The 26,114-nt window shown below is 54.8% G+C and carries 19 protein-coding genes; 10 read left to right on the top strand and 9 right to left on the bottom strand.

Annotated features, from left to right (window positions below):
* Positions 1 to 97 precede the first annotated feature (97 nt).
* Positions 98 to 1,207 (top strand): YcbX family protein, encoded by a 1,110-nt coding sequence (locus B3B59_RS01400; protein WP_286807944.1) that lies wholly within the window; start codon positions 98 to 100, stop codon positions 1,205 to 1,207.
* Here B3B59_RS01400 and zapC read toward each other — a convergent pair.
* Positions 1,204 to 1,746 carry a cell division protein ZapC gene (gene zapC / locus B3B59_RS01395; RefSeq protein WP_040076298.1) on the bottom strand — a complete coding sequence of 181 codons (543 nt, stop codon included), beginning with the start codon at positions 1,744 to 1,746 and terminating at the stop codon, positions 1,204 to 1,206. The two genes, B3B59_RS01400 and zapC, sit on opposite strands and share 4 nt — an antisense overlap.
* 166 nt (positions 1,747 to 1,912) lie before the next feature.
* On the bottom strand, positions 1,913 to 2,923 hold the full coding sequence (pyrD, locus tag B3B59_RS01390; RefSeq protein ID WP_040076299.1) for a quinone-dependent dihydroorotate dehydrogenase: 1,011 nt from the start codon (positions 2,921 to 2,923) through the stop codon (positions 1,913 to 1,915).
* A gap of 248 nt (positions 2,924 to 3,171) precedes the next feature.
* Between pyrD and ssuE the strand changes: the two genes are divergently transcribed.
* The 5 genes from ssuE to ssuB are packed head-to-tail and all read left to right on the top strand — an operon-like array spanning position 3,172 to position 7,412.
* On the top strand, positions 3,172 to 3,747 hold the full coding sequence (gene ssuE / locus B3B59_RS01385; RefSeq protein WP_046886677.1) for an NADPH-dependent FMN reductase: 576 nt from the start codon (positions 3,172 to 3,174) through the stop codon (positions 3,745 to 3,747).
* The gene (locus B3B59_RS01380; RefSeq protein WP_286807942.1) at positions 3,740 to 4,702 is read left to right on the top strand and encodes a sulfonate ABC transporter substrate-binding protein; all 963 of its coding nucleotides are present in this window, start codon (positions 3,740 to 3,742) and stop codon (positions 4,700 to 4,702) included. The genes ssuE and B3B59_RS01380 overlap by 8 nt, the downstream gene beginning before the upstream one ends.
* Positions 4,699 to 5,844 (top strand): FMNH2-dependent alkanesulfonate monooxygenase, encoded by a 1,146-nt coding sequence (gene ssuD / locus B3B59_RS01375; protein WP_286807941.1) that lies wholly within the window; start codon positions 4,699 to 4,701, stop codon positions 5,842 to 5,844. The genes B3B59_RS01380 and ssuD overlap by 4 nt, the downstream gene beginning before the upstream one ends.
* A gap of 9 nt (positions 5,845 to 5,853) precedes the next feature.
* On the top strand, positions 5,854 to 6,645 hold the full coding sequence (ssuC, locus tag B3B59_RS01370) for an aliphatic sulfonate ABC transporter permease SsuC (protein ID WP_040076304.1): 792 nt from the start codon (positions 5,854 to 5,856) through the stop codon (positions 6,643 to 6,645).
* Positions 6,642 to 7,412, top strand: a complete 771-nt coding sequence (gene ssuB, locus B3B59_RS01365) for an aliphatic sulfonates ABC transporter ATP-binding protein (RefSeq protein ID WP_286807939.1) — start codon at positions 6,642 to 6,644, stop codon at positions 7,410 to 7,412. Before ssuC ends, ssuB begins: the two co-directional genes overlap by 4 nt.
* A gap of 85 nt (positions 7,413 to 7,497) precedes the next feature.
* On the opposite strand, the gene pepN is transcribed toward ssuB, so the two are convergent.
* Positions 7,498 to 10,110: an aminopeptidase N gene (gene pepN, locus B3B59_RS01360; protein ID WP_286807938.1), complete on the bottom strand. Its 2,613-nt coding sequence runs from the start codon at positions 10,108 to 10,110 to the stop codon at positions 7,498 to 7,500.
* 265 nt (positions 10,111 to 10,375) lie between these two features.
* Here pepN and pncB point away from each other — a divergent pair, with 265 nt between their 5' ends.
* The 4 genes from pncB (at position 10,376) to aspC (ending at position 16,215) form a co-directional block, all read left to right on the top strand.
* On the top strand, positions 10,376 to 11,578 hold the full coding sequence (gene pncB / locus B3B59_RS01355) for a nicotinate phosphoribosyltransferase (RefSeq protein WP_046886683.1): 1,203 nt from the start codon (positions 10,376 to 10,378) through the stop codon (positions 11,576 to 11,578).
* Between the two features lie 166 nt (positions 11,579 to 11,744).
* Complete coding sequence (gene asnS, locus B3B59_RS01350) at positions 11,745 to 13,145, top strand: asparagine--tRNA ligase (RefSeq protein ID WP_046886684.1); 1,401 nt, start codon at positions 11,745 to 11,747, stop codon at positions 13,143 to 13,145.
* Positions 13,146 to 13,745: 600 nt separating this feature from the next.
* Complete coding sequence (locus B3B59_RS01345; RefSeq protein WP_286807937.1) at positions 13,746 to 14,840, top strand: porin; 1,095 nt, start codon at positions 13,746 to 13,748, stop codon at positions 14,838 to 14,840.
* Positions 14,841 to 15,024: 184 nt separating this feature from the next.
* Positions 15,025 to 16,215 (top strand): aspartate transaminase, encoded by a 1,191-nt coding sequence (gene aspC / locus B3B59_RS01340; RefSeq protein ID WP_046886686.1) that lies wholly within the window; start codon positions 15,025 to 15,027, stop codon positions 16,213 to 16,215.
* Between the two features lie 43 nt (positions 16,216 to 16,258).
* Here aspC and B3B59_RS01335 read toward each other — a convergent pair whose 3' ends face one another.
* The 6 genes from B3B59_RS01335 to mukF all read right to left on the bottom strand — a co-directional run bounded on the left by B3B59_RS01335 (position 16,259) and on the right by mukF (position 26,112).
* Positions 16,259 to 16,906: an MBL fold metallo-hydrolase gene (locus B3B59_RS01335; RefSeq protein ID WP_046886687.1), complete on the bottom strand. Its 648-nt coding sequence runs from the start codon at positions 16,904 to 16,906 to the stop codon at positions 16,259 to 16,261.
* Between the two features lie 19 nt (positions 16,907 to 16,925).
* Complete coding sequence (locus B3B59_RS01330) at positions 16,926 to 17,474, bottom strand: YcbK family protein (protein ID WP_286807936.1); 549 nt, start codon at positions 17,472 to 17,474, stop codon at positions 16,926 to 16,928.
* A 178-nt stretch (positions 17,475 to 17,652) separates the two neighbouring features.
* Entirely contained in the window at positions 17,653 to 19,476 is a 1,824-nt protein-coding gene (gene ldtD / locus B3B59_RS01325; RefSeq protein WP_263616811.1) for a L,D-transpeptidase, read from the bottom strand.
* 180 nt (positions 19,477 to 19,656) lie between these two features.
* On the bottom strand, positions 19,657 to 24,105 hold the full coding sequence (gene mukB, locus B3B59_RS01320; protein ID WP_286807935.1) for a chromosome partition protein MukB: 4,449 nt from the start codon (positions 24,103 to 24,105) through the stop codon (positions 19,657 to 19,659).
* A complete protein-coding gene (gene mukE, locus B3B59_RS01315) occupies positions 24,105 to 24,809 on the bottom strand; it encodes a chromosome partition protein MukE (protein WP_046887179.1) in 705 nt (234 codons plus the stop codon). The genes mukB and mukE overlap by 1 nt, the downstream gene beginning before the upstream one ends.
* Positions 24,790 to 26,112 carry a chromosome partition protein MukF gene (mukF, locus tag B3B59_RS01310; protein ID WP_040076318.1) on the bottom strand — a complete coding sequence of 441 codons (1,323 nt, stop codon included), beginning with the start codon at positions 26,110 to 26,112 and terminating at the stop codon, positions 24,790 to 24,792. The genes mukE and mukF overlap by 20 nt, the downstream gene beginning before the upstream one ends.
* Positions 26,113 to 26,114 lie beyond the last annotated feature (2 nt).

Raw genomic sequence — 26,114 nt, 5'->3', positions numbered from 1 at the left:
TCGTCACTTTTACTCTTAGAAAATTGCTGCGCATTATAGCTAATATGCGCTCTATGTCATAAAGTTGAGGGCTTATTTTCATTTGCGGGAGATTGCCGTGCCTACGTTATCCAGGCTTTTTATCCATCCGGTCAAATCGATGCGTGGTATTGGGCTGACGCATGCACTGGCAGATGTCAGCGGTTTTGCCTTTGATCGTATTTTTATGCTCACCGAAACGGATGGTACTTTCATTACTGCGCGTCAGTTCCCGCAGATGGTACGCTTTATCCCTTCTCCGCTGCATGATGGTTTACACCTGACCGCGCCGGACGGCTCCAGCGCCGTGGTACGTTTTAGCGATTTTGCGCCGGACAACGCACCGACGGAGGTATGGGGTAACCACTTCACCGCGCATATCGCGCCTGATGCCATTAACCGCTGGCTGAGCGGCTTTTTCGCCCGTGAGGTGCAGCTACGCTGGGTCGGACAGGCTCCTACGCGTCGCGTGAAGCGCCACGAGGGCGTTCCCCTCTCCTTTGCCGATGGCTACCCCTATCTGCTGGCCAACGAGGCCTCCCTGCGCGATCTGCAAAACCGCTGCAAGGCCAGCGTGCAGATGGAGCAGTTCCGCCCCAATATTGTGGTAACCGGTGCGCAGCCCTGGGAAGAGGACACCTGGAAAGTTATCCGCATTGGTAGCGTCATTTTTGACGTGGCGAAGCCGTGCAGCCGCTGTATCTTCACCACCATCAGTCCGGAAAAAGGGCAGAAACATCCTGCGGGCGAGCCGCTGAAAACGCTGCAATCATTCCGTACGGCGCAAGATAACGGCGACGTGGATTTCGGTCAGAATCTGATAGCGCGCAATAGCGGCGTGATCCGCGTGGGCGATGAGGTTGAAATTCTCGCAACCGGGCCGGCGAAAATTTACGGCGCCGGCGCAACGGAAGACGAGATCGAGGTAGAGAGCCAGCCGCAAAGCACCGTGACTATTCAGTGGCAAGATAAAACCCTGAACGGCAATAATCAGCAGATTTTACTTGAGCAGCTTGAGCAGGCAGGTATTCGCGTACCCTATTCCTGCCGTGCGGGCATTTGTGGGAGCTGTCGTATTCGGTTGCTGGATGGGGAAGTGACCGCATTGAAGCAATCCGCCATGGGTAATGACGGCACGATTTTGTGCTGCAGCTGCGTCCCTAAAACGTCGCTACAGCTGGCGCCTTAAACGGCCTGCTCCAGACTGAACGAATCCACCCGCATTTGCGGTTTGAGGCGGTCATTCATTACTTTTATTGCATCACCTAACTGCATTGTGCGCCCGGCAATCACCACACCGGGCTGCGCCAGCAGGCAGAGCGCGGCGTTTTCGCCAGACTCAACCACCAGCAAACTCACCTCTTCTGCCGTATCGCTCAAATGAACGCAGGCAGCATCCCCCATCGCCGGACTCCAGCGCTGACCATGGGCGAGGAAATGCCAGCTTTTAGGCATTTGAGGTTTGAGGAAGCGGATCGCCACCAGAGCATTAAGCACCAGTTCAGCACGCTGTTCTTTAGAGAGTTCCAGGTCGCGGCATTTCTCTTCAAAAGAGAAATAGAGCGCGGCATCATCCACGCAAAAACCGCTGGGGGCGAAGGCGTCTGGGGTTAACATCCGGCGGGCAAAACGAGAACGAAAAAGCATGCCATTGGCTAAATCCAGCATCATGCGATCGTGCTCTTCACAATAATACCAGCGCCAGTTATCGTCAGGTTTAATTCGCATTTGCCTCTCCCGTCCCGAAACGTCCTGTCGTAAGAAAGTCCTTATTACCGTCTCGTTTTTTTACTTCAATAATCAAAGACTATAATGTCTAAATAAGCAACAGTCCCGGAATATAAAACAACCAGAGCTGGAAATAAAGCCCTGGTCGTCATAATGAGAGAAAAGATTAGAGGTGATTAACGATTTCTTTTATCAGCGGCGGGCCTTTAAAAATAAAGCCAGAATAAATTTGCACCAGCGAAGCGCCGGCGGCCATTTTTTCGCGGGCCGCCATTATCGAGTCGATGCCACCCACGCCAATAATCGGCAGTTGACCTTTTAATTCCGCTGACAGGCGGCGAATAATTTCTGTACTTTTTAATTGCACCGGTCGGCCACTGAGTCCTCCCGCTTCGTTGCAATGCTTCATTCCCTGTACCAGGGATCGATCCAGTGTCGTATTGGTTGCAATAACGCCATCAATATTATGGCGAACTAAGCTGTCGGCAACCTGGATCAATTCTTCTTCAGAAAGATCCGGGGCGATCTTCACGGCGACCGGTACATATTTATGATGCCGGGACTGAAGATCATTCTGCTTATTTTTTATCGCAATTAATAAATCGTCGAGGGCATCGCCATATTGCAACGAGCGTAAGCCGGGGGTGTTCGGCGAAGAGATATTCACCGCAATATAACCCGCATAGGCATAGACTTTTTCCATACAAATCAGATAGTCATCTTTACCCTGCTCTACCGGCGTATCTTTATTTTTACCGATATTGATACCCAGCACGCCATCGAAATGGGCCTTTTTCACGTTCTCGACCAGGTGGTCCACACCGAGGTTGTTAAAGCCCATCCGGTTGATCAACCCTTCGGCCTCGACCAGGCGGAACAGACGCGGTTGCTCATTGCCCGGCTGCGGGCGTGGCGTGACGGTGCCGATCTCAATAGAGCCGAACCCCATCGCACCCAACGCATCGATGCACTCTCCGTTTTTGTCGAGTCCTGCTGCGAGACCCAACGGATTTTTAAAGGTCAGCCCCATACACTGCACCGGTTTATCCATCACTTTCTGGCGCACTAGCGCTTCGAGCGGCGTTCCTGTGATACGGCGTAATTGCTGGAATGTAAATTCATGGGCGCGCTCTGGATCGAGCTGAAAAAGGGCTTTACGAACGAAGGGGTAGTACATGAACTCTCCTGGATTCCCGGTGTGCAAACCGGGGGCGTATTATCTGCGAATCTTGCCCGAAAGGGAATTGACCTGCGGCAAAAAAAGCGTGGAGCAACGCAATCGTTTACTTTCCCTCTCCTCCTTATTCGTTTTTTAGCATTTCACTTGCGTATAAATCATTTAGTGGAATAAGCGCGCAATGACACACTGCCTGTAAATGTTATCAATGTTAGATAAAAGCAAACAATTGGTTATAAGGAGCATGTATGCGCGTTATTACTCTGGCTGGAAGTCCGCGTTTTCCTTCACGCTCCAGCGCACTGCTGGAATATGCCCGCGAGAAACTTACCTCGCTGGAGGTCGAAGTATGCCACTGGAATCTGCACAACTTTTCCCCAGAGGATCTGCTTTATGCCCGCTTCGATAGCCCGGCATTAAAGGCTTTTAGTGAGCAGCTGCAAGGGGCAGACGGCCTGATTGTGGCGACCCCGGTCTATAAAGCCTCGTTTTCTGGGGCGCTGAAAACGCTGCTTGATCTGCTTGCGGAACGCGCCCTTGAGGGCAAAGTGGTGCTACCTCTTGCCACGGGCGGCACGGTGGCGCACATGCTGGCGGTAGATTATGCCCTCAAACCGGTGCTTAGCGCCCTGAAAGCGCAGGAGATCCTGCACGGCGTATTTGCCGATGATTCGCAAGTCATTGACTATCAGCATAAACCGCATTTCACCCCCAATCTGCAAATCCGGCTTGATAGCGCCCTTGAGACCTTCTGGCAGGCGCTGCATCGTCGTGACGTCCAGGTTCCTGCTTTTGGTCAGTTGAAAGGAGTCGCCCATGTTTAACATCCTCGCCCGCCTGAGCCTGGCCGGTATCATCGCGATCGCCTCCTTTGCCCAAGCCGCCGAACCCGCACCGGAAAATCTGCGGATTGGTTATCAGAAAGGTAGCGTCAGCATGGTGCTGGCTAAAAGCCATCAGTTACTGGAAAAACGCTACCCGAACACCCATTTTTCATGGGTCGAGTTTCCTGCGGGGCCACAAATGCTGGAAGCCTTAAATGTGGGCAGCATTGATTTGGGTAGCACCGGCGATATTCCCCCCATCTTTGCTCAGGCCGCCGGCGCAGACCTTGTGTATGTTGGCGTCGAGCCGCCAAAACCAAAAGCGGAAGTGATTCTGGTGCCGGAAAACAGCCCGATCAAAACCGTCGCCGATCTCAAAGGCCGCAAAGTGGCGTTCCAGAAAGGCTCCAGTTCACACAATCTGTTGTTACGAGCCCTTCAGCAGGCTGGTCTGACGTTTAAAGAGATACAGCCAGTCTATCTTTCCCCGGCCGATGCCCGCGCCGCGTTTCAGCAACATAATGTGGACGCCTGGGCTATCTGGGATCCCTACTACTCCGCAGCCTTGCTGCAGGGGGGAGTTAGAGTGCTGAAAGATGGGGAAACCCTGAAACAGACCGGCTCTTTCTATCTGGCAGCGCGTCCTTATGCGGAAAAGAACGGTGCCTTTATTCAGGGAGTGCTGGATACCTTCAGCGACGCAGATGCCCTGACCCAGAGCCAGCGGCAGGCCAGTATCGCTCTGCTGGCAAAGACTATGGGTCTTCCTGAGCCGGTCATTGCCAGCTATCTGGATCACCGCCCACCCACCGTCATTAAGCCGGTGGATACTCACACCGCGGCGTTGCAGCAGCAGACCGCCGACCTCTTCTACGAAAATCGACTGGTACCGAAAAAAATCGATATCCGTGGCCGTATCTGGCAACCGACAGCGCATAAAGGAGCAAAATCATGAGTCTGAATCTGTTCTGGTTTTTACCTACCCACGGTGATGGTCACTATCTTGGCACCGAGTCCGGTGCACGTCCGGTGGATCAGGGCTATCTTCAGCAGATTGCCCAGGCGGCGGACCGGATTGGGTTTACCGGGGTGCTTATCCCGACCGGACGTTCCTGTGAAGATGCCTGGCTGGTCGCGGCTTCGATGATTCCGGTGACTCAGCGCTTAAAGTTTCTGGTGGCATTGCGCCCGAGCGTCACCTCGCCAACGGTGGCAGCGCGTCAGGCCGCCACGCTGGACCGTTTATCCAATGGCCGCGCTCTGTTTAACCTGGTGACCGGGAGTGACCCACAGGAACTGGCTGGCGATGGCGTGTTTCTGGATCACACTGAGCGTTACGAAGCCTCGGCTGAATTTACCCGCGTCTGGCGGCGTCTGCTGGAGGGGGAGACGGTTACCTTCGAGGGCAAACATATCCACGTCCGCGATGCGAAGCTCTACTTCCCGCCGGTGCAGCAGCCGCGCCCACCGCTCTATTTTGGCGGTTCATCAGATGTGGCCCAGGATCTTGCCGCTGAGCAGGTCGATCTCTATCTCACCTGGGGCGAGCCGCCGGAACTTGTGAAAGAAAAGATTGAACAGGTTCGCGCCAAAGCGGCGGCGCGCGGGCGCAACGTGCGTTTTGGTATCCGCCTGCACGTGATTGTGCGTGAAACGAACGAAGAAGCCTGGCAAGCCGCCGATCGCCTGATTGCCCATCTGGACGATGAAACCATTGCCAGAGCGCAGGCTGCTTTCGCCAGAACCGACTCCGTAGGACAGCATCGGATGGCCTCCCTCCACCAGGGTAAACGCGAAAATCTGGAGATTAGCCCTAACCTGTGGGCCGGGGTCGGTCTGGTGCGCGGGGGGGCCGGCACGGCGCTGGTGGGGGATGGTCCGACCGTGGCGGCGCGGATTAATGAGTATGCCGATCTGGGTATCGACAGTTTTATTCTCTCTGGTTATCCCCATCTGGAAGAGGCGTACAAAGTGGGTGAGCTTCTTTTCCCTCATCTGGATGTTGCTATCCCGGAGGTCCCACAGCCGCAACGCCTGCAACTGCAGGGCGAGGCGGTCGCCAACGAATTTATTCCGCGTAACGTCGCGCAGAGCTGAGGAGGACGTATGGCGAAACCTTCCCCAACCTGGCTGCTGCGTATTGCGCCCTGGGTACTGCCTGTCAGCATCGTGGCTATCTGGCAACTGGCCTCGTCAGTGGGCTGGTTGTCGAGCCGGATCCTCCCCTCACCGGAAGGGGTGATAGAGGCTTTCTGGGCGCTAAGTTCAAGCGGCGAGCTGTGGCAGCATCTGGCGATCAGCTCCTGGCGCGCGTTGATTGGCTTCACGATCGGCGGGACGATCGGTCTGACGCTGGGGCTGATCAGCGGGCTTTCCCGCTGGGGCGAGCGGCTACTGGACACCTCCATCCAGATGCTGCGAAACGTGCCGCATCTGGCGTTGATCCCGCTGGTGATTCTGTGGTTCGGCATTGATGAGAGTGCCAAGATTTTCCTGGTGGCCCTCGGCACCCTCTTCCCTATCTATATCAACACCTGGCACGGTATTCGTAACATTGATCGTGGGCTGGTCGAGATGGCACGCAGCTATGGCTTATCGGGCTTTGCCCTGTTTATCCATGTGATCCTCCCCGGCGCCCTGCCCTCGATTATGGTGGGGGTACGTTTTGCCCTCGGCCTGATGTGGTTAACGCTGATTGTGGCAGAGACCATTTCGGCCAACTCCGGTATCGGCTACCTCGCAATGAATGCCCGAGAGTTCCTGCAGACCGATGTCGTCGTGGTGGCGATTATTCTATATGCCCTGCTCGGCAAACTCGCCGACGTCAGCGCCCAGTGGCTGGAACGTATCTGGCTGCGCTGGAATCCGGCCTATGTCAAAAGTGAGGCACACGCATGAATACTGCACGCTTGAACCAGGGAACGCCGTTGCTGCTGAACGGCGTGACCAAACGCTACGGTGACAATACCATTCTGAACCAACTGGATCTGCATATCCCCGCCGGGCAGTTTGTAGCAGTGGTTGGCCGTAGCGGCGGTGGCAAGAGTACGCTGCTGCGCCTGCTCGCCGGGCTGGAGGCCCCCAATGGTGGTGAACTGCTGGCGGGCAATACGCCGCTGGCGGAGATTCAGGATGATACCCGAATGATGTTTCAGGACGCGCGCCTGCTGCCGTGGAAAACGGTTATCGATAACGTGGGTCTGGGGCTGAAAGGTCACTGGCGGGAGGCGGCAAGCCAGGCGCTGGCCGCCGTGGGTCTGCAGGATCGCGCGAGCGAATGGCCTGCAGCGTTGTCCGGGGGGCAGAAACAGCGCGTCGCTTTAGCCCGGGCGCTGATTCACCGCCCGGGTTTGCTGCTGCTGGATGAACCGCTTGGCGCACTCGATGCTCTGACGCGGATAGATATGCAGGGCTTGATTGAATCCCTCTGGCAGGAACACGGGTTTACGGTATTGCTGGTAACCCATGATGTGAGCGAAGCCGTGGCGATGGCCGATCGCGTGCTGTTAATAGAAGAGGGGAAAATTGGTCTGGATCTGAACGTGGATATCCCGCGTCCGCGGCGCGTCGGGTCGGCGAGGCTGGCGGAACTGGAAGCGGAGGTGCTGGATCGGGTGATGAAGCGTGGGGTAAGTGAGCGGGCATTGATTAAGGTTAATGCCTGATGCCCTCACCCCGGCCCTCTCCCATGGGGAGAGGGAGAAAATAAGAAACGGCAACCAGGGTTGCCGTTTCGCTATTACCTGCTTATCAGGCCAGTGCCTTGGTGATCTTCTCGTACAGATCGCCAGACAGGTTCTCCAGCCCTTTCAACTGCTCGAGCGCCGCACGCATCTTCGCCTGACGCTTCTCGTCGTAACGCTTCAGTCGAATCAGTGGCTCAATCAGACGCGACGCCACCTGCGGGTTGCGGCTATTCAGCTCCGTCAACATCTCGACCATAAACTGATACCCACTGCCGTCTTCGGCATGGAAAGCCGCCGGGTTGCTGCTGGCAAAGGCGCCAATCAGAGAACGTACGCGGTTCGGGTTACTCATGGTAAATGAACGGTGCTTCAGAAGACGGCGAACAGTGTTCAGCACGTCTGCCGCCGGGCTGGTGGATTGCAGAATGAACCACTTATCCATTACCAGGCCATCCTGATGCCACTTGTCGTCATACGCCTGCATCAGCGCGTCGCGGCACGGCAGCTCAGCGGCCACCGCAGCGGCCAGGGCAGCCAGCGCGTCGGTCATATTATCCGCGTCGTGATACTGCTTGCTTACCAGCGTATCAGCCAGTTCGGTTTCGCCGAAGGCCAGGTAGCGCAAACAGGTATTACGCAGTGAACGTTTGCCGATATCAGCATGTTCGATACGGTATTCGTCAAGCTTATGCGCGTTGTACAGCGCCAGGAACTCATCGGCCAGCTCGGTCGCCAGGGTGCGGGTCAGCGCTTCGCGTACCGCCACAATGGCGATCGGATCGATGATCTCAAACAGCTCAGCAATTTCACTGGTGGAAGGCAGGGTCAGGATCTCTGCCGCCAGCGCCGGGTCGATGTTCTCGTCCAGCAGAATGGCGCGGAAAGCGTCAGCCACGTGGACCGGCACCGACAGCGGCTGTCCTTGCTGATGGCGGTTTACGTTCAGCTTAATGTAGGTCGCCAGCAGGCTCTGGGCCGCATCCCAGCGGGAGAAATCGTTGCGCGCGTGACGCATCAGGAAGGTGAGCTGTTGATCGCTCCACTTATATTCGAGCTTAACGGGTGCAGAGAACTCGCACAGCAACGCCGGCACCGGCTGGAAATAGACTTTATCGAATACAAATGTCTGCTCCGCCTGGGTAACGTTGAGCACATTGTGCACCGGGTGACCCCCTTTTTGCAGCGGGATCACGTTTCCTTCGTTGTCATACAACTCGATGGCAAAAGGAATGTGCAGCGGGTGCTTCTCTTCCTGCTCGGCCGTTGGCGGCGTACGCTGGCTGATGGTCAGAGAGTACTGCTCGGTTTCAGGATTGTAATCATCTTTTACGGTAACAATCGGCGTACCGGCCTGGCTGTACCAGCGGCGGAAGTGCGAAAGATCAACGTTGGAAGCATCTTCCATCGCCTGCACAAAGTCATCGCAGGTGGCGGCGCTGCCGTCATGACGCTCGAAGTAGAGCTGTATCCCTTTCTGGAAGTTCTCTTCCCCTAATAGGGTGTGGATCATACGGATGATTTCAGAACCCTTTTCATACACCGTCAGGGTGTAGAAATTATTCATCTCAATCACTTTGTCCGGGCGAATCGGGTGGGCCATCGGGCTGGCATCTTCAGCAAACTGCAGACCGCGCATGGTGCGCACGTTGCTGATGCGATTAACCGCACGCGAACCCAGATCGGAGCTGAACTCCTGATCGCGGAAGACGGTTAAGCCCTCTTTCAGGCTCAGCTGGAACCAGTCGCGGCAGGTCACGCGGTTACCGGTCCAGTTGTGGAAGTATTCATGGCCAATCACGCGCTCGATATCCAGGTAATCTTTATCGGTCGCGGTATCGGTACGGGCCAGCACGTATTTAGAGTTAAAGACGTTAAGGCCTTTGTTCTCCATCGCCCCCATGTTGAAGAAGTCGACGGCGACGATCATGTAGATGTCGAGATCATATTCGAGGCCAAAGCGCTCCTCGTCCCACTTCATGGAGTTGATGAGCGACGTCATCGCCCATGGCGCGCGGTCGAGGTTGCCACGGTCAACGAACAGCTCCAGCGCCACGTCGCGTCCGGAGCGGGTTTTGAAGGTGTCGCGCAGCACATCGAAGTCGCCTGCCACCAGCGCAAACAGGTAGCAAGGTTTCGGGAACGGATCTTGCCACTGCACCCAGTGACGCCCGTTTTCCAGCTCGCCTTCGCCCACACGGTTACCGTTGGAGAGCAGGAATGGATAGCGAGTTTTATCGGCAATGATTTTGGTGGTGAAGCGCGCCAGAACGTCCGGGCGATCCAGATACCAGGTAATATGGCGGAAACCTTCGGCTTCGCACTGCGTACAGAGTGCTTCACCTGATTGGTACAGCCCTTCCAGCGCGGTGTTGGCTGCCGGGCTAATTTCGGTCACGATGCGCAGGGTAAAACGCTCCGGCAGGTTATAAATAACCAGTTGGCCGTTCTCTTCTTTATAGTCTGTCCAGGCCTGGTCGTTTACCGCGATGGAAACGAGCGTCAGGTCTTCACCATCGAGGCGCAGGGGAACAGCCGTCGCGCTCTGGCGCGTCACCTGGCTTACGGCCGTAACAAGAGTTTTTGTGGCATCCAGGTCAAAAGTCAGATCAATATCGCTAATCAGGTATTCAGGCGCACGGTAGTCGTGGCGGTATTTGGCTTGTGGCTGTTGTGTCATAGAAAACCTTTTGCATCGTTTGTCGAATAACGAATCCAGTCTATTCCTGTTGTGTAGATCGCGCTACGCAGAATGTTCATCTTTTCAGTTACAAACACCCTTTTTGCTACATTTGTATAACACGGGGCACGAAATGCCCTCGACCCTAATTCCAGCTTATGGTGTGATCGGGGTTCAATAAATCGCTAAACAAGGTATACTCCAGCGGTTTCAATAGTTGTTTATTGTACTAAACGCTCCCGTGAGAGGATGCTACTGCGCACCTATGACTCAATTCGCTTCTCCTGTTCTGCATACGTTGCTGGATACCGATGCGTATAAATTGCATATGCAGCAAGCCGTTTTTCACCATTACTACGATGTACAGGTAGCGGCGGAGTTTCGCTGCCGTGGTGACGACCTGCTCGGCATCTATGCTGAAGCTATCCGCGAACAGGTCGATGCTATGCAGCATCTGACGCTGCGGGACGACGAATATCAGTGGCTCTCGGCCCTGCCTTTCTTTAAAGAAGACTATCTCAACTTCCTGCGTGATTTCCGCTATAACCCGGAACAGGTCACTATCTCCAACGAAAACGGTAAGCTCAATATCCGCCTTGCCGGGCCATGGCGTGAAGTGATTATGTGGGAAGTCCCACTACTCGCGGTCATCAGCGAACTGGTACACCGTTACCGCACGCCTGATGCCGGCGTCGATCAGGCCCTGATGATGCTGGAAGAGAAACTTGTCGACTTCTCTCGTCTGACGGAATCGCTGGATATGTCTCGCTTCCGCTTAATGGATTTTGGCACGCGTCGTCGTTTCTCTCGCGATGTGCAGCAGGCTATTGCGCAACGGCTTCAGCAGGAGCCGTGGTTTGTCGGCACCAGTAACTATGATCTGGCGCGTCGCCTCTCCCTGACGCCGATGGGCACCCAGGCGCATGAATGGTTCCAGGCACATCAGCAGATTAGCCCCGACCTCGCCACCAGCCAGCGTGCAGCGCTTGCCGCCTGGCTGGAAGAGTATCCCAATCAGCTGGGTATTGCCCTGACCGACTGTATAACCATGGATGCCTTCCTGCGCGATTTCGGGCCAGAATTTGCCGAGCGCTATCAAGGTTTGCGGCATGATTCCGGGGATCCGGTTGAATGGGGTGAGAAAGCCATCGCCCATTATCAAAAGCTGGGCATCGACCCGCTCACTAAAGTGCTGGTCTTCTCGGATAACCTGGACCTGACCAAAGCCGTCGATCTCTATCGCCATTTCTCATCAAGAGTGAATTTAAGCTTCGGCATTGGCACCCGCCTGACCTGCGACATCCCCCAGGTGAAACCGCTAAATATTGTCATTAAACTGGTAGAATGTAATGGCAAACCGGTGGCTAAACTTTCGGATAGCCCGGGCAAAACTATCTGCCATGACAAAGCATTTGTACGCGCTTTGCGCAAAGCCTTCGACCTGCCCCAGGTTAAAAAAGCCAGCTGACGTTTTCAGGGAGCCTTGTGGGCTCCCTTCTCTCATTTATTTCTTATTTCTTCTCTTTTGACTGCGAAATCTGCTTGTCTGATGGCAGATGCCAGGTAACATAGATATCCCCCCATCGTGGGCGGACAAGTATTTATTTTTTCCGACTAATTACAGAGAGAATATTATGAGCGTTGTGCCTGTAGCCGACGTACTCCAGGGCCGTGTCGCCGTTGACAGTGAAGTCACCGTGCGCGGATGGGTGCGTACCCGCCGAGATTCTAAAGCTGGCATCTCCTTCCTTGCCGTCTATGACGGTTCCTGCTTTGATCCTGTACAGGCCGTCATTAATAATTCTCTGCCCAATTACAATGATGACGTTCTGCACCTGACCACGGGCTGTTCCGTGATTGTTACCGGCACCGTGGTAGCCTCCCCGGGCCAGGGCCAGAGCTTCGAACTGCAGGCGACCTCCGTTGAAGTCACCGGCTGGGTTGAAGATCCGGACACCTACCCCATGGCGGCGAAGCGCCACAGCATTGAGTATCTGCGCGAAGTGGCTCACCTGCGCCCACGTACCAACATGATTGGTGCCGTGGCCCGCGTTCGTCATACCCTTGCACAGGCGCTGCACCGTTTCTTCCATGAGCAGGGCTATTTCTGGGTTTCGACTCCGCTGATCACCGCCTCTGACACCGAAGGTGCAGGAGAGATGTTCCGCGTGTCCACGCTGGACATGGAAAACCTGCCGCGTACGCCAGAAGGCAAAGTGGATTACGACAAAGACTTCTTCGGTAAAGAGGCGTTCCTGACCGTATCCGGCCAGCTGAACGGTGAAACCTACGCCTGTGCGTTGTCAAAAATCTACACCTTCGGTCCTACCTTCCGCGCAGAAAACTCCAACACCAGTCGCCACCTGGCGGAGTTCTGGATGCTGGAGCCGGAAGTGGCGTTTGCAGATCTGGACGATGTTGCTGGCCTGGCTGAAGCGATGCTGAAATATGTCTTTAAAGCCGTTCTTGAAGAACGTGCAGACGACATGAAGTTCTTTGCTGAGCGCGTAGATAGCGACGCCATTGCACGCCTCGAACGCTTTGTTACCACAGACTTCGCTCAGGTGGATTACACCGACGCTGTCGCGATTCTGGAAAAATGCGGCGAGAAGTTTGAGAACCCGGTGTTCTGGGGTGTTGATCTGGCGTCCGAGCATGAACGCTACCTGGCTGAGAAGCACTTTAAAGCCCCTGTGGTCGTTAAAAACTATCCTAAAGACATTAAAGCTTTCTATATGCGTCTTAACGAAGACGGGAAAACCGTCGCCGCGATGGACGTACTGGCCCCGGGCATCGGTGAAATTATCGGTGGCTCGCAGCGTGAAGAGCGTCTGGATGTGCTGGATGCACGTATGGTAGAGATGGGTCTGAACCCGGAAGATTACAGCTGGTATCGCGACCTGCGCCGCTACGGCACCGTGCCGCATTCCGGTTTTGGCCTGGGCTTTGAGCGTCTCATTGCCTATGTCACCGGCGTGCAAAACGTGCGTGACGTGATTCCGTTCCCGCGTACGCCGCGCAACGCCTCGTTCTAAATATTTAATTTATGGCCAGCCTTGCTGGCCATTATTTTATGCTGCAATGTCAACTTCTGTCAGTTGAACGTCAATCATTTCTAAAAGCAACCCCGCTAAATCCTCTCAGCTGTTACCTTTTATTTCCAGAATCATCTACAAACAAAAAATAAACCCCAGTCTTATTGCGCCTAATACTTTTCTAAAGCATTAGCACATTTTTTGTGCAATTTTTTGGCGGTCTGGATGTCTGGAGATACATATAAGAAAAAGAGGCTGTAAATGTTTTTGGTAATAAGAAATGCCATTATCAAAAATTAAGATAAGCAATTCATATAGATAGAAATCGAGACGGCGTTTTTATCACCACTCAGCTCTGAAGTTTGAGGTGCTTCACAAAGTTCCTCAAAATTCATATTTAGTTACACATAATTGCTTTTTGTAACCGATTCTTGATGTTTGTAGCACTTTCAGGCTAGCGAAAGGGTAATTTGAATGGAAAGATGCCTGTCAGATACATAAAGACACCAAACTCTCATCAATAGTTCCGGAAACATTTATTGACAGAATTTATTGACGGCAGTGGCGAGTGTCATAAAAAACCAATGAGGGTAATAAATAATGATGAAGCGCAATATCCTGGCAGTGGTTATCCCTGCCCTGCTGGTAGCCGGTGCAGCTAACGCAGCAGAAATCTATAACAAAAACGCTAACAAACTGGATCTGTACGGCAAAGTCGTTGGCAAACACGTTTGGGATAAATCTGGCGGCGACAGCAACAGCGCAGATGACTCTTATGCTCGTATCGGTTTCAAAGGCGAAACTCAGGTTAATGATCAATTAACCGGTTACGGCCAGTGGGAATACAACCTGAACGCCAGCAGCGCGGAAGGTTCTCAGGACACCCGTACCCGTCTGGCCTTTGCTGGCCTGAAAGCGGGTGACTACGGCTCATTCGATTACGGTCGTAACTATGGCGTGTTCTACGATGCGCTGGCTTCTACCGACATGCTGGTTGAATACGGTGGCGATACCCTCTGCCAGACCGACAACTTCATGACCTGCCGTACTACCGGTGTTGCTACCTACCGTAACTCCAACTTCTTCGGCCTGGTAGATGGTCTGTCACTGGGTCTGCAGTACCAGGGTAAAAACGTAAGCGGCCACGATGTTGAGCGTCAGAACGGCGACGGCGGCAGCTACTCTCTGGGTTATGACTTCCTGGACGGCTTCAACGTTACTGCAGCCTACACCAACTCCGATCGTACCAACGATCAGGAAGCTGATGGTAAAGGTAAGCGTGCTGAAGGCTGGGCGACCTCCGTTAAATACGATGCGAACAACCTGTACGCAGCGGTTATGTACGGCGAATCCAGCAACATGACGCGTGAAGCTGATGATCAGTTCGCAAACAAAACTGAAAACTTCGAAGCGGTAGTTCAGTACCAGTTCGATTTCGGCCTGCGTCCTTCCGTAGGTTACGTTCAGTCCAAAGGTAAAGAGCTGTCTGGACGTGCTGACAATGGTGCTGTCTTCAACGGCGGCAGCGCTGACCTGGTTAAATACGTAGAAGTGGGTAGCTGGTACTACTTCAACAAAAACATGAACGTGTACGGCGCATACCGTTTCAACCTGTTGGATGACAACGATTACACCGCTGCAGCGGGTCTGGCAACTGACGATACCTACGTTCTGGGCCTCGTTTACCAGTTCTAATCAGTACACCACTTTGTTATATGCTTAACAAACAGGGCTTCGGCCCTGTTTTTTTATGTGCCAAAGAAAAAAATAGCGACTTTTGAAAAGCCGCACGCTTTTTATCGCAAACGGTTGGCAATGTGTAAATCAACCGTTAATCTGGTAGCGGATTTCACTTCTGTAATCACAATGGAACCTCGTCATGTTTGAGAACATTACCGCCGCCCCTGCCGACCCAATTCTGGGCCTGGCCGATCTGTTTCGTGCCGATGACCGCCCCGGCAAAATTAACCTTGGTATTGGTGTCTATAAAGATGAAACCGGCAAAACCCCGGTGCTGACCAGCGTTAAAAAGGCTGAGCAGTACCTGCTGGAAAATGAAAACACCAAAAATTACCTCGGCATCGACGGTATTCCGGAATTTGGCCGCTGCACTCAGGAGCTCCTGTTTGGCAAAGGCAACACCCTGATTAGCGATAAACGTGCTCGCACTGCGCAGACCCCTGGCGGTACCGGTGCCCTGCGCGTAGCCGCCGATTTCCTTGCAAAAAACACCTCTGCGAAAACTGTCTGGGTAAGCAACCCGTCCTGGCCTAACCACAAGAGCGTGTTTAACTCCGCAGGGCTGGAAGTACGCGAGTATGCCTACTACGACGCGGCAAACCATACCCTCGACTTTGACGGCCTGCTGGCAAGCCTGAGCGAAGCGCAGGCCGGTGATGTGGTGCTGTTCCACGGCTGCTGTCATAACCCTACCGGTATCGATCCGACTCTTGAGCAGTGGCAACAGCTGGCGCAGCTCTCCGTAGAGAAAGGCTGGCTGCCGCTGTTTGACTTCGCCTATCAGGGCTTCGCTCGTGGTCTGGAAGAGGATGCAGAAGGTCTGCGTGCTTTCGCAGCGCTGCATAAAGAGCTGATTGTGGCCAGCTCCTACTCCAAAAACTTCGGTCTGTACAATGAGCGCGTGGGTGCCTGTACGCTGGTTGCTGCTGATGCAGACACCGTTGACCGTGCGTTCAGCCAGATGAAATCCGTGATTCGCGCCAACTACTCCAACCCACCAGCACACGGTGCTTCAGTGGTTGCGACCATTCTGAGCAATGACGCGCTGCGTGCCCTGTGGGAGCAAGAGCTGAATGACATGCGTGAGCGCATCCAGCGTATGCGTCAGCTGTTTGTCACCACCCTGGCAGAGAAAGGGGCAAATCGCGACTTCAGCTTCATCATCAAACAGAACGGGATGTTCTCCTTCAGCGGCCTGACCAAAGAACAGGTGCTGCGTCTGCGTGAAGAGTTTGGCGTGTACGCCGTCGCCTCTGGCCGCGTTAACGTGGCAGGCATGACGCCAGATAACATGGCGCCGCTGTGCGAAGCCATCGTCGCAGTGCTGTAAGACATAGATAAAAAAAAAGCCCGCGATGCGGGCTTTTTTTTGCTTACCAGACAGGCATCTCGTCCTGCAGGAAAGGGTTGTGCAAACGCTCATACCCCAGCGTAGACATCGGGCCATGTCCCGGAATAAACGTCACGTCATCGCCAAGCGGCAATAACTTCTGTTTAATCGCCTGAATAAGCTGGTTATGATCGCCGCGCGGGAAATCACTGCGGCCGACGCCGCCTTTGAAGATCACATCGCCGGAGACGAGCAGTCGGGATGCGCTATCAAAGAAGACGATATGCCCTGGCGTATGCCCCGGACAGTGCAGCACCTGCAAAGAGATATTGCCGACGCTAACGTTATCGCCTTCATTTAACCAGCGGTCAGGCGTTAGGGGCTGGCACTCATCAAGACCAAACATTCGGCTTTGAGAGGGTAATCCCTGCAGCCAGAACTCATCTTCTTTTTCCGGGCCAATTACCGGCACAGCATAATGTTGTGCCAGTTCTGCAGCCGCCCCAACGTGATCGAGATGACCATGGGTTAACAGAATCTGGGTCAAAGTCACCCCGGATGCTGCCACTTCTTGTTTGATCTTCTCTGCGTCACCACCGGGATCAACCAGCGCCGCCAGGCGGGTCTGTTCACACCAGATCAATGAACAGTTTTGGGAGAACGCGGTAACCGGAATAATACGATAGTTCATACTGCTCCTGTGTTCGTTATTACCAGTGCCGGACTGGACCGGTATCAATATGCACAAAGTTGCTACGTGGGTAATATCCTACACCACCTGCGCGCAGAGATAACGCCGCTTTGCGAATATTGGCTAACGAAACACCTTCAATATGAAAGTCCATCGCCTGCCCTTTAGTGTGATAACTTTTTTTAGCCACGCCACGACTGTGCGCACGGAGCTCATTATTAGTATCAAGGGAGCGATAGCCGGAGATAAGTTGCACGGGCTTACGCGTGCCTAACAATCCTTGTAGACGGAAAAGCTGATCGAACAGCAAGGGGTCGATGGCTTTAACTTTATTCGCGCGGAAATCACGGAAAAAATGGTTCAGTTTTGCTAATTCATCCTGAATATAGCCTCTGCCATCAAAAAACTCGGCCTTAATTGACTCACCTGTATGCAGGTTGTTGAGGGTCAAAATACGCGGACGTGGCGTTGAGAGGGTGGCAAATGATGGCGTCGGTAAGAGTGCTGCGCCCAGCGCAACGCCCCCTAATGCCAACAACTTGCGGCGATTAGCGTCAAATTTGTCCATGATAATCAGGTCTACAGGTCAATGTTATCGTTTATATGCACTTCAGCGCACGAAGGGCACCTTACCGGGCTATAAAGCTAACGTCAAGGCGCCCAAACCCAGGAAAGACGGGGCTCACAGCCAGATTGCCCCGTTTTCACCCAAAGTTACGACAACAGAATTTTCCGAACTGCTTCATTTACCTGATTAAAAGTTCCGCTTTCGGCAAGATTTGTGCGCCGGATCGCGAGATTGCATCGTAATTGTAAATATCTGTACGATACTGAGTCTGGCCATTCTCACCAACGAAAGCCGTCAGATAGTAGAGATTAACCGGAATATTATGACGGATATTCACATAACGCGTATCACCCTGCTTCAGGGCATCTGATATTCGGGTGTCATTCCAGCCCGCATCCTGCAATAACATATTCGCAAGCTCAGAGGCTTTATTCACCCTCACACAGCCTGAACTGAGCGCACGAGCCTCTTTCTGGAACAGATTATGGTTTGGGGTGTCGTGCAGGTAAATGGCATCCGAGCTGGGCATATTGAACTTATAGCGGCCCAGAGAGTTATGGGCTCCTGGAGCCTGCTGGAAGCGGAAAGGCAGATTCGACGGGGTGATGGTGCCCCAGTCAACACGCCAGGGATCTATCGGCTCTTTACTGTTCCAGCCACGCAGCACGGTATAGTTATGACGCTCGAGATACCCCGGATCGTTCCACACCTTAGGCAGAATATCTTTGCGCGCCAGGGTCGGCGGGACATTCCACGGCGGGTTGACCACGACGTTGTTTAACGCGCTGCTCATCATCGGCGTTTTCCGATCCGGCCGGCCGACAATAACCCGCGATGCCAGCACTTCGTTGCCGTTCTGATAATAGACCAGCGAGTAAGCCGGAATATTCACCATAATGCCGGTCGTGAGTGTTCCCGGCAGCAGGCGCAGTCGTTGAATATTAAGCGCCAGTACACCAGCACGCTGAGCCGGCGTCAGATTCAGGGCGTCCCGCGTTGAGGGGCCAATCACCCCATCAGCACCCAGCCCCTGGGAGGACTGGAAAGCTTTGACCGCGGCCACCAGGTTGCGATCATAGGCCGCAGGCTTGTTCGGCGCAGCCTGGGCTTTTTTACTGACGGCCGGTGCGGACGGGCTCACCACCACGTTTTGCGGATCGTCACCCGGCAGGGCAATTTTCGGGCCACCGTCAATGACGCCCGACCGCTGCAATATTTCGCGCAGTGCAGGCACATCGCTACTCCACTGTCCCGGACGAAGCGTCGCTGTGCTTTGCAGCTGTGGCCAGGTCTGGGTAGCGGCCACCAGCGTCAGCAACGACTGGTGCATGACCGAATACTGCGGATGTGCGGGTGCAAGGCTAGTGATAAAACGCGGCACCGAGCCTTTGTCCAGCGCTAGCTGCCACTGGTTAATCACCGACAGTGGCGGCGTGGCCAGTTTGTAGGGCTTGTTGCTGTAAAGCCACCGATTCCCGTTAACCGGAATACCGGCAACAAACTGCAGGTAGCCCATCATGGCGTCGGAAAGCACCACGTCGCGGGCCATGCCAGTGACGTCAGGATTGGTCAGCAGTTCAACCCAGGTGGTGAACTGTGGCTGAAAGCCGGCAATGGCTACCTCAGCGAGCTGCTGCTGGAAAGCGCGAACCGCATCGCGATCCTCCCACATGGGCTTCATATCACGGGCGGCATATAACAGCGTCAGTTGATTAACGTAGGCAGGGGTATAACCCGCGGGCAGGTTTGCCAGCAGTTCTTGTCGCAATTGTGCCGTGTTGGTATCGGCAGGCAGCGGTTGAATACCCGCCATTATTGCTGTTGCCGGTGATTGCTCCAGCGGCTGTAATAACGCCGTCGGCTGCGATCCGGTGGTGGCAGAGCTATCTGTCGGCACCAGTTCCGGCTCATCGGCCCATGCGTTGACCAGCGGTGCGGCCAGTAATGCCAGGCAGATGCTCAGCGCAGACAGCCGGCCCCCATATTTCTCGTTTAGCAACATCCCTTGCCCCCTGTTAGCAGTGTACAACGCCCTCTTCAGCGGGCTTTTTTACAGTATAGGAAGGCATACCGCGGTAAGCCTTGCCTTATGTAAAGAATTTTAAAGATATCGTAGCCGCGGGTACATCATCAAGGAATAAAAAAGGCGGCTCATTCGCCGCCTTTTTTATTTTCGAAGTGTTCAGGAGGCGTCTGCCGTGCCCGGGAAGGATTCCGGCGGCTGTGGGGCAAAACCGCGCAGGCCGACAACATGTACGTGTTCGCTGTTCTGGAACACTTTACGCACCAGTTTGTAGGTGGTGCCCTTCTCAGGACTGATATTCTCTGGCGCCGCGATGATCAACTGCATCTCCAGACGATCGCACAGTTCGAACAGCGTGGCGATAGAGCGGGCATCCAGACGCGCCGCTTCATCCAGGAACAGCAGACGGCATGGCGAGATATCCTTGCCACGCAGACGCCGCGCTTCATCTTCCCAGCTCTGAACAACCATTACCAGAATCGACATACCGGTACCGATCGCTTCCCCGGTAGAGAGCGCCCCCGATTCTGCGCGCAGCCAGCCGTCGGAGCCACGGTTAACTTCCACTTCCATTTCGAGGTAGTTACGGTAGTCCAGCAGCTCTTCGCCGATGGTTTGCGGCGTACGCTGCCCCATGTCGATCTGTGGATTCAGGCGCTGATAGAGCTTCGCCAGCGCTTCAGAGAAGGTGAGACGATTACTGTTAAACAGATCCTGATGCTGTTCGTGTTGCTCCGAGAGAACATCCAGCAGCGTGGCATGCGTCTCACGCACGTTTACGTTCAGACGCACGCTATTCACCTGACCGAACGAGACGCTCTGCAGCCCCTGGTTGAGCTGGCGGATACGGTTCTGTTCGCGCTGGATGGTTTTGCGAATGATGTTCGCCGCGCTGCGGGAGCTAATAGCCAGCTTCTGCTCACGCGAGGTCAACTCTTCGGTCAAACGCCCCAGTTCAATCTCCATCTGCTCGATGGCTTCAACCGGATCGTCCGTACGAATAATATCCTGGCGAATACGTTCACGCAGGTGTTGATACACCGCCACGAAGAACTGAATTTTACGCTCAGGGCGTTTTGGATCTTCCGACATGCGCAGCACATCGCGCAGATGTTCGTTATCTGCCACCGCCAGACGCAGCGCACCCAGCGCCTTATCCGACATTGAACGCAGCTCATCCCCGGAGAGATAGGCCAGTTCGCGACGGTGCAGACGACGTTCCACGCCATTGTCTTTTACCATACGCATTACTGCGCACCAGCCCGCCTTGGCGGTGACCACCTGCTCGCGCATTTCGTGGTAGTCACGTTCCAGCTTGCGCAGACGACGGGTCAGGTTGTCCATCTCCGCTTCACAGAAGGTGAGCGCTTTTTCCAGCTGATTGCGACGGGCACGGTTGTTACTGAGTTGGCCGTGGAGTTCATCGCGACGCTGACGCGCGCGCTCTTCTGCCCCACTGTCTGCACGCACGCCAATATCCTGCAGCTCTTTATGCAGGTCGGTTAACAGCTCTTTCTTGGTGTCATAAGAACTTTTCAGGGACGCCAGCACCTGATTGTACTGGTTCAGTTGTGCCGCGTGACCGCGCATCGCTTCACGGGCGCGGGTACGTTCACCTTCGGCCTGCTCCAGGCGATGGCGCAATTTTTCGTTCAGATCGCTGTTTCCGCTCAACATGTCGGCGGAGTCAGAGTAACTAAAGTGCGCCCGGCGCTGGGCGACTTCCGTCAGGGCAAATGCTTGCTGACGTGCTTCGCGCTGTACCTGCTGGGAGTACGCATAATCCTCTTTTAGCTGTTCGAACTGCTCCGGGTCACTCTGCAGAACAGAGACCATCGGCTCCAGCTTCGCCAGCTGATTACCGTACTGCTGCACAAAGCGCGCGGCTTCCTGCGCGTCAGCCAGACGCTCCTGAATCTCATCGACGCGATCGGCGAGTGTGTCATCCGCCAGCAGATTCAGCCGCGGCAGAATACGGTTCAACGCAGCCACGCCCTCTTTCGCCTGGTCAAACTGCACGCGGCTCTGCTGGTTATCATTCTCATGGTTGGCGATCGCACGTTCCAGCTCAGCACGGCGGGTGGTGAGCTTACGGATTTCAGCTTCCGGATCGTCTTCAAAGGCCACGCCCAGATGGCTGCCGATAAAGCGACTAAAGGCCTGGTGCAGACGCTGGGTTTTCTGGACGTCAAAGGACAAGGTCGCATAACGTTCAGAGAGCTTTTCACGCTCGGCGTGCAGGCTTTCAATGCGGTTTTCACGCGCGGCGCGGCCAAACAGCGGCAGCTCCGGGAAGCGCGAGTAACGCCACTGGCGATCGGCGATCTTGACCACAACCGCCTTTTCCAGCTCGTCGACGCTGAAAACACTGTCATCGAACGACTGCGGATCCCCTTCGATCAGGTAGAGATCTTCCGGACAATCTTCCAGGCCCGCCAGCTGCTCTGAAATCAGCGACAGATCCGGCACGACAATGGCGTTTCGCGACGGGCCATACAGCGCGGAGAAGTAAGGCGCATCATCCAGACCGACATCATCGTAAATTTCTGACAGCAACACGCCGCCAAACCGCTCTGCCAGCGTATTCAGACGAGCATCTTCTGCACCGCCCGGCTGGCTTAAGCGTTCAATCTCTTCATCAACTTCACGTTTACGCGCGCCAACTTCGTCACGCTCAACAATCGCTTCACGCTCACGCTCAAGCAACTGCTGCAAGTATTCTGTCACCTCCTGACTGGAGGTAAATTCTTCGCCACACTGCTCGCTCAGCTGATTCAGGCTACTCTGGGCGGCCAGCCAGACCGGTGCTCTTTGCTGCAAGCGCTGCATACGCGATTGCAGCTGTTCCTGTTCCTGACGCAGCGTCATACGCTGTTCACTGGCGCTGGATACCGTGTCGGAGAGAGAGGCAATGCGGGTCTCCAGCTCGTGGTGCAGCGATTCCAGCTCGTCGATATCGACGCGCTTGCCATGGCGTTTACAGAACTCCGCCAGCAGACGCTCAGCATCCTGTTGCTCGCGCAGGCGCTGTTCCAGCTCAGTCAGACGCATGCGCAGGGGCTGCACCTGCTCTGCCTGGTGGCGCTGATTGACGCCGTCACGCAGTAATTCACGCGCCACATCCCAGGCATCATTACGCGCCAGCGGGCCATTAATAGCCACCACCAGCTGATAAGCCTGTTCAAACTGGCTGTGCGCCGTTTGGGCTACACTCATTTTCTGCTCGAGATTGAGCAGTTTCTCGGTGGCTTCCTGCTCTTTGGCCTGGAAGGTTTCCAGCCATTCGTCGGCGCTATCCGGCGTCAGATCCGGCAAATGACAGAGGGCTTTAGCCCGTTCAAGCGCCTGCAGCGCCTGGGTGTACTGAATGGCACGGGTCTGCTGAACATCCAGCGCCTGCTGGTAATCGGCGAGCTGGCTTTTCAGCTCATCCACTTCCAGTTCGGCTGCTTCGGCACGGGCTTCGTTCTCTTCCTGCTTGTCGGCCGCTTCGGCCACCACTTCGTTCTGCTCTTCCAGACGAATTTGCAGCTCATCGAGATCCGCTTCGTAACGCTCAATTTTTTCTTGCTGACGCAGGGCCGTCTGCACCAGGTTCAGGTGATCGCTGGCCGCCTGGTAATCGGCTTCCAGATCCCCTTCGGCACCGTTGTGCTCGCCCAGCTCGCGGGCCATCTCAACGTGTTTGTACTGTTCTGCCACCAGCTGTTTACGCGAGGTAAAGAGCTCGCGACGGTACTCAAGGGCCTTATCCAGATGGATGCGACGCTCGTTGGCGTGGCGCATGTAGTCTGCCGCCACATAGTTGGTGGCTTCGCTGATCAGATGCTTAAACAGATCGCGGTCAGACTGGGTAACGCGAATCGCTTCCAGCGTCATGCGGTTTTCGCGCAGGGCAGCTTCCATGTCCTGGAAGGCTTTACGCACGCCGCTATTTTCTGGCAACAGGTAGTCGCGCAGCGAGCGGGTAATGGCGCTGGAGATCCCCCCGTAAAGCGAGGCCTCAATCAGACGGTAGTATTTGCTACGATCGGAAGCTGAGCGCAGGCGACGGGCCACAATACCCAGATCAAACATTAACGAGTGGTAGTCGGTAATGGAGTTGAACTGTTTAAACTGCACGCCTTCGATCTCATCAAGCTTATCTTTCAGCTCCTGCAGACTCAGGACGCGGGCCTGACGATCGTTCAGGGTCTCGGTGAGCAGTGCGGTAGGCTGAATAGAGGTCGGGAGGCCCTGAATGGCAAAGGGTTTGATATCGACTTTACGATCGCGACCGGCAACCTGTTGCAGACGAACACCCACCACCACGCGCTGGTGGCGGGAGTTAATCACGTCAAGCACCGAATAACAGACGCCCGCCTTCAGCTTACCGTGCAGGCCCTTGTCACGAGAGCCGCTGGTGGCACCCGCTTCGGTTGTATTACGGAAATGCAGCAGGGTTAAATCCGGGATTAACGCCGTAACAAACGCCGCCATGGTGGTGGATTTACCCGCCCCGTTACCACCGGAGAGCGTCGTGACCAGCTCATCCAGATCGAAGGTACGCGCAAAGAAGCCGTTCCAGTTAATCAGCGTTAGTGAGCGAAACTTACCGCGTTCAATCATTACTCTTCCTCCCCGCTATCCGGCTGGTTCTCTTCGTTCTCATCATTGAGTTGCAGATGGTTCTCCACCGGCATCGCTTCACCGTCACGGATCATGCGCAACTGTGCTTCACGCGGATCGTCGCCGGTGCGCACATCGGCACCAAAGCGGAACACTGATTCAGTGATGCGGAACTTGCTGCTGTCATGGCCCATAAACCAGACCATCCCAAGACGGCGCAGGCGGTTCAGAGAAGAACGCACTTTTTCCTGTAATTTCTGACGATCGAGATCCGAACCCGTCGAGCGGTTGTTCACCAGCTTCAGCAGCTTGTTCTCTTCGGCCAGATTCAGCAGTTCGTCATACAGCTCCTGCTGGGTGAAGATACCTTCATTCGCCAGACGTTCCGGGCTGAGGTAGAGATAACAGAGGATCTTACCGACCATCATATCCAGTTCGGAGAGGACCGAACGCGGAATGAGGGTGGTGGAGCGTGGGCGCAGGTAAAAGAATCCTTCTGGCGCACGGATGAGCTCCACGTTATAACGCGCGTAAAACTCTTCGAGGTATTCCTGAAAATCCATCAAAAAGGCGTGATTATCCAGCTCGTCCAGGCCAATGTGACGGCCGGCACGCAGCTGGCTGTCCAGCGCAGGAAATAACGGATTTGCCAGCGCCTGGGCCAGCTTAACTGGCATCACTTGTTCAATATTTGTCAATGACATGCGCCTGTACCTTGGCTCCGTAATCGTTAATCGGCTGCCACTTCGGCGGCAGTCCGGTGAAATCTGCTTGCGCGACGCCCAGACGTACGGCCTGGTCGACCACGATGCGCGCAATATCGAAATGGCGCGCGCGCGGGTATTGGGCAAGATAGTCACGCACCACCAGACCGAGGTCCAGTGGCGTTTGTTTGGCTTTATAAACCGCCAGCTGCTCTTCAATCATTGCTGCCAGCTGCTCACGAATTTCGTTGAACTCTTCATATTCCAGATCGGGCGGCAGCTCCCCGGTCACCTCTTCGTCGCGCAGAGCCATCTCTTCATCGCGCATATCCAGCAGACGGTCAGCGCTGGCGTAGGTCAATGCCCAGGGGGCATCAAAATAGTTCTGTACGGACTGGCGCAGGCGCTGAGCGAAGACGCGGTTTTTATCCATATCGATTGCGGTACGGATGAACTTATGCACGTGGCGATCGTAGCCGATCCACAGATCGATAGCCTGCTGACCCCAGCTGATAATACGGTCGAGCTTGCTTTGTAGATCGAAGACCAGACGATCGACAAAGTGAAGATCGTCGTGGGACAGGGTCGCATCCTGGATGCGCAGCAGATTTGCCTGCAGTTTGTCCCCTGCCGCTTCGAGCGTATCCTGCAGTTCCCGCAGCGTACCGGAGGTTTCTGATAGTAAAAGTTCACAGCTGGAGATGGCCGCACGCCAGTCTTTGTTCAGCAACTGGGCAATATCGTCTTTCACCAGCTGCTGCTGTTCGTCCATCAGGCGCTGGGTAAGGTCGATACTGTCAAAAATCTCGGCCACCGAGTATTTCAGCGGGGCGTAAACATTACGATGCCAGTGGAACTCATCGCCACCTTCATCCGCCGCATCGGCCGCGCGCTTCAGCTCGCCGGCCACAATCGACAGCTGCATAGAGAGACGCAGGGTCGAGAATTCACGCTGGCGAATATAGTAATCGGTGATACCAATACCGAGCGGGGTCAGACGATAGATGGCATTGCCTTCCGCCAGCTCGCTGGTAAAGCGGTTCAGCAGACGTTGACGCACCATATCGTTAATTGCGTTGTTGGCACGCACGCTAATGGTTTCGCTGGTTTGCTCAAACGCATCACTGACATGGCGGAACGCATCCACCAGTTCACCCTCACTCATTTCACCATCCAGCCGTTCGCCATTCAGCGTGGCAACCGCCAGCAGGAAAGAGAGTCGGTCTACCGGCAGCGAGATGGAGAAATCGTTTTTCCTGGCCCAGGCAACCAGTTCGGGGACTGTCTGGGAAAATTCACTCATAG

The organism is Leclercia sp. UBA2479, from assembly GCF_002341985.1.
GTDB classification, from domain to species: domain Bacteria; phylum Pseudomonadota; class Gammaproteobacteria; order Enterobacterales; family Enterobacteriaceae; genus Enterobacter; species Enterobacter pneumoniae.
Note: the sequence above shows the minus strand (reverse complement) of the source record. Positions and strands in the feature narration are given on the sequence as shown.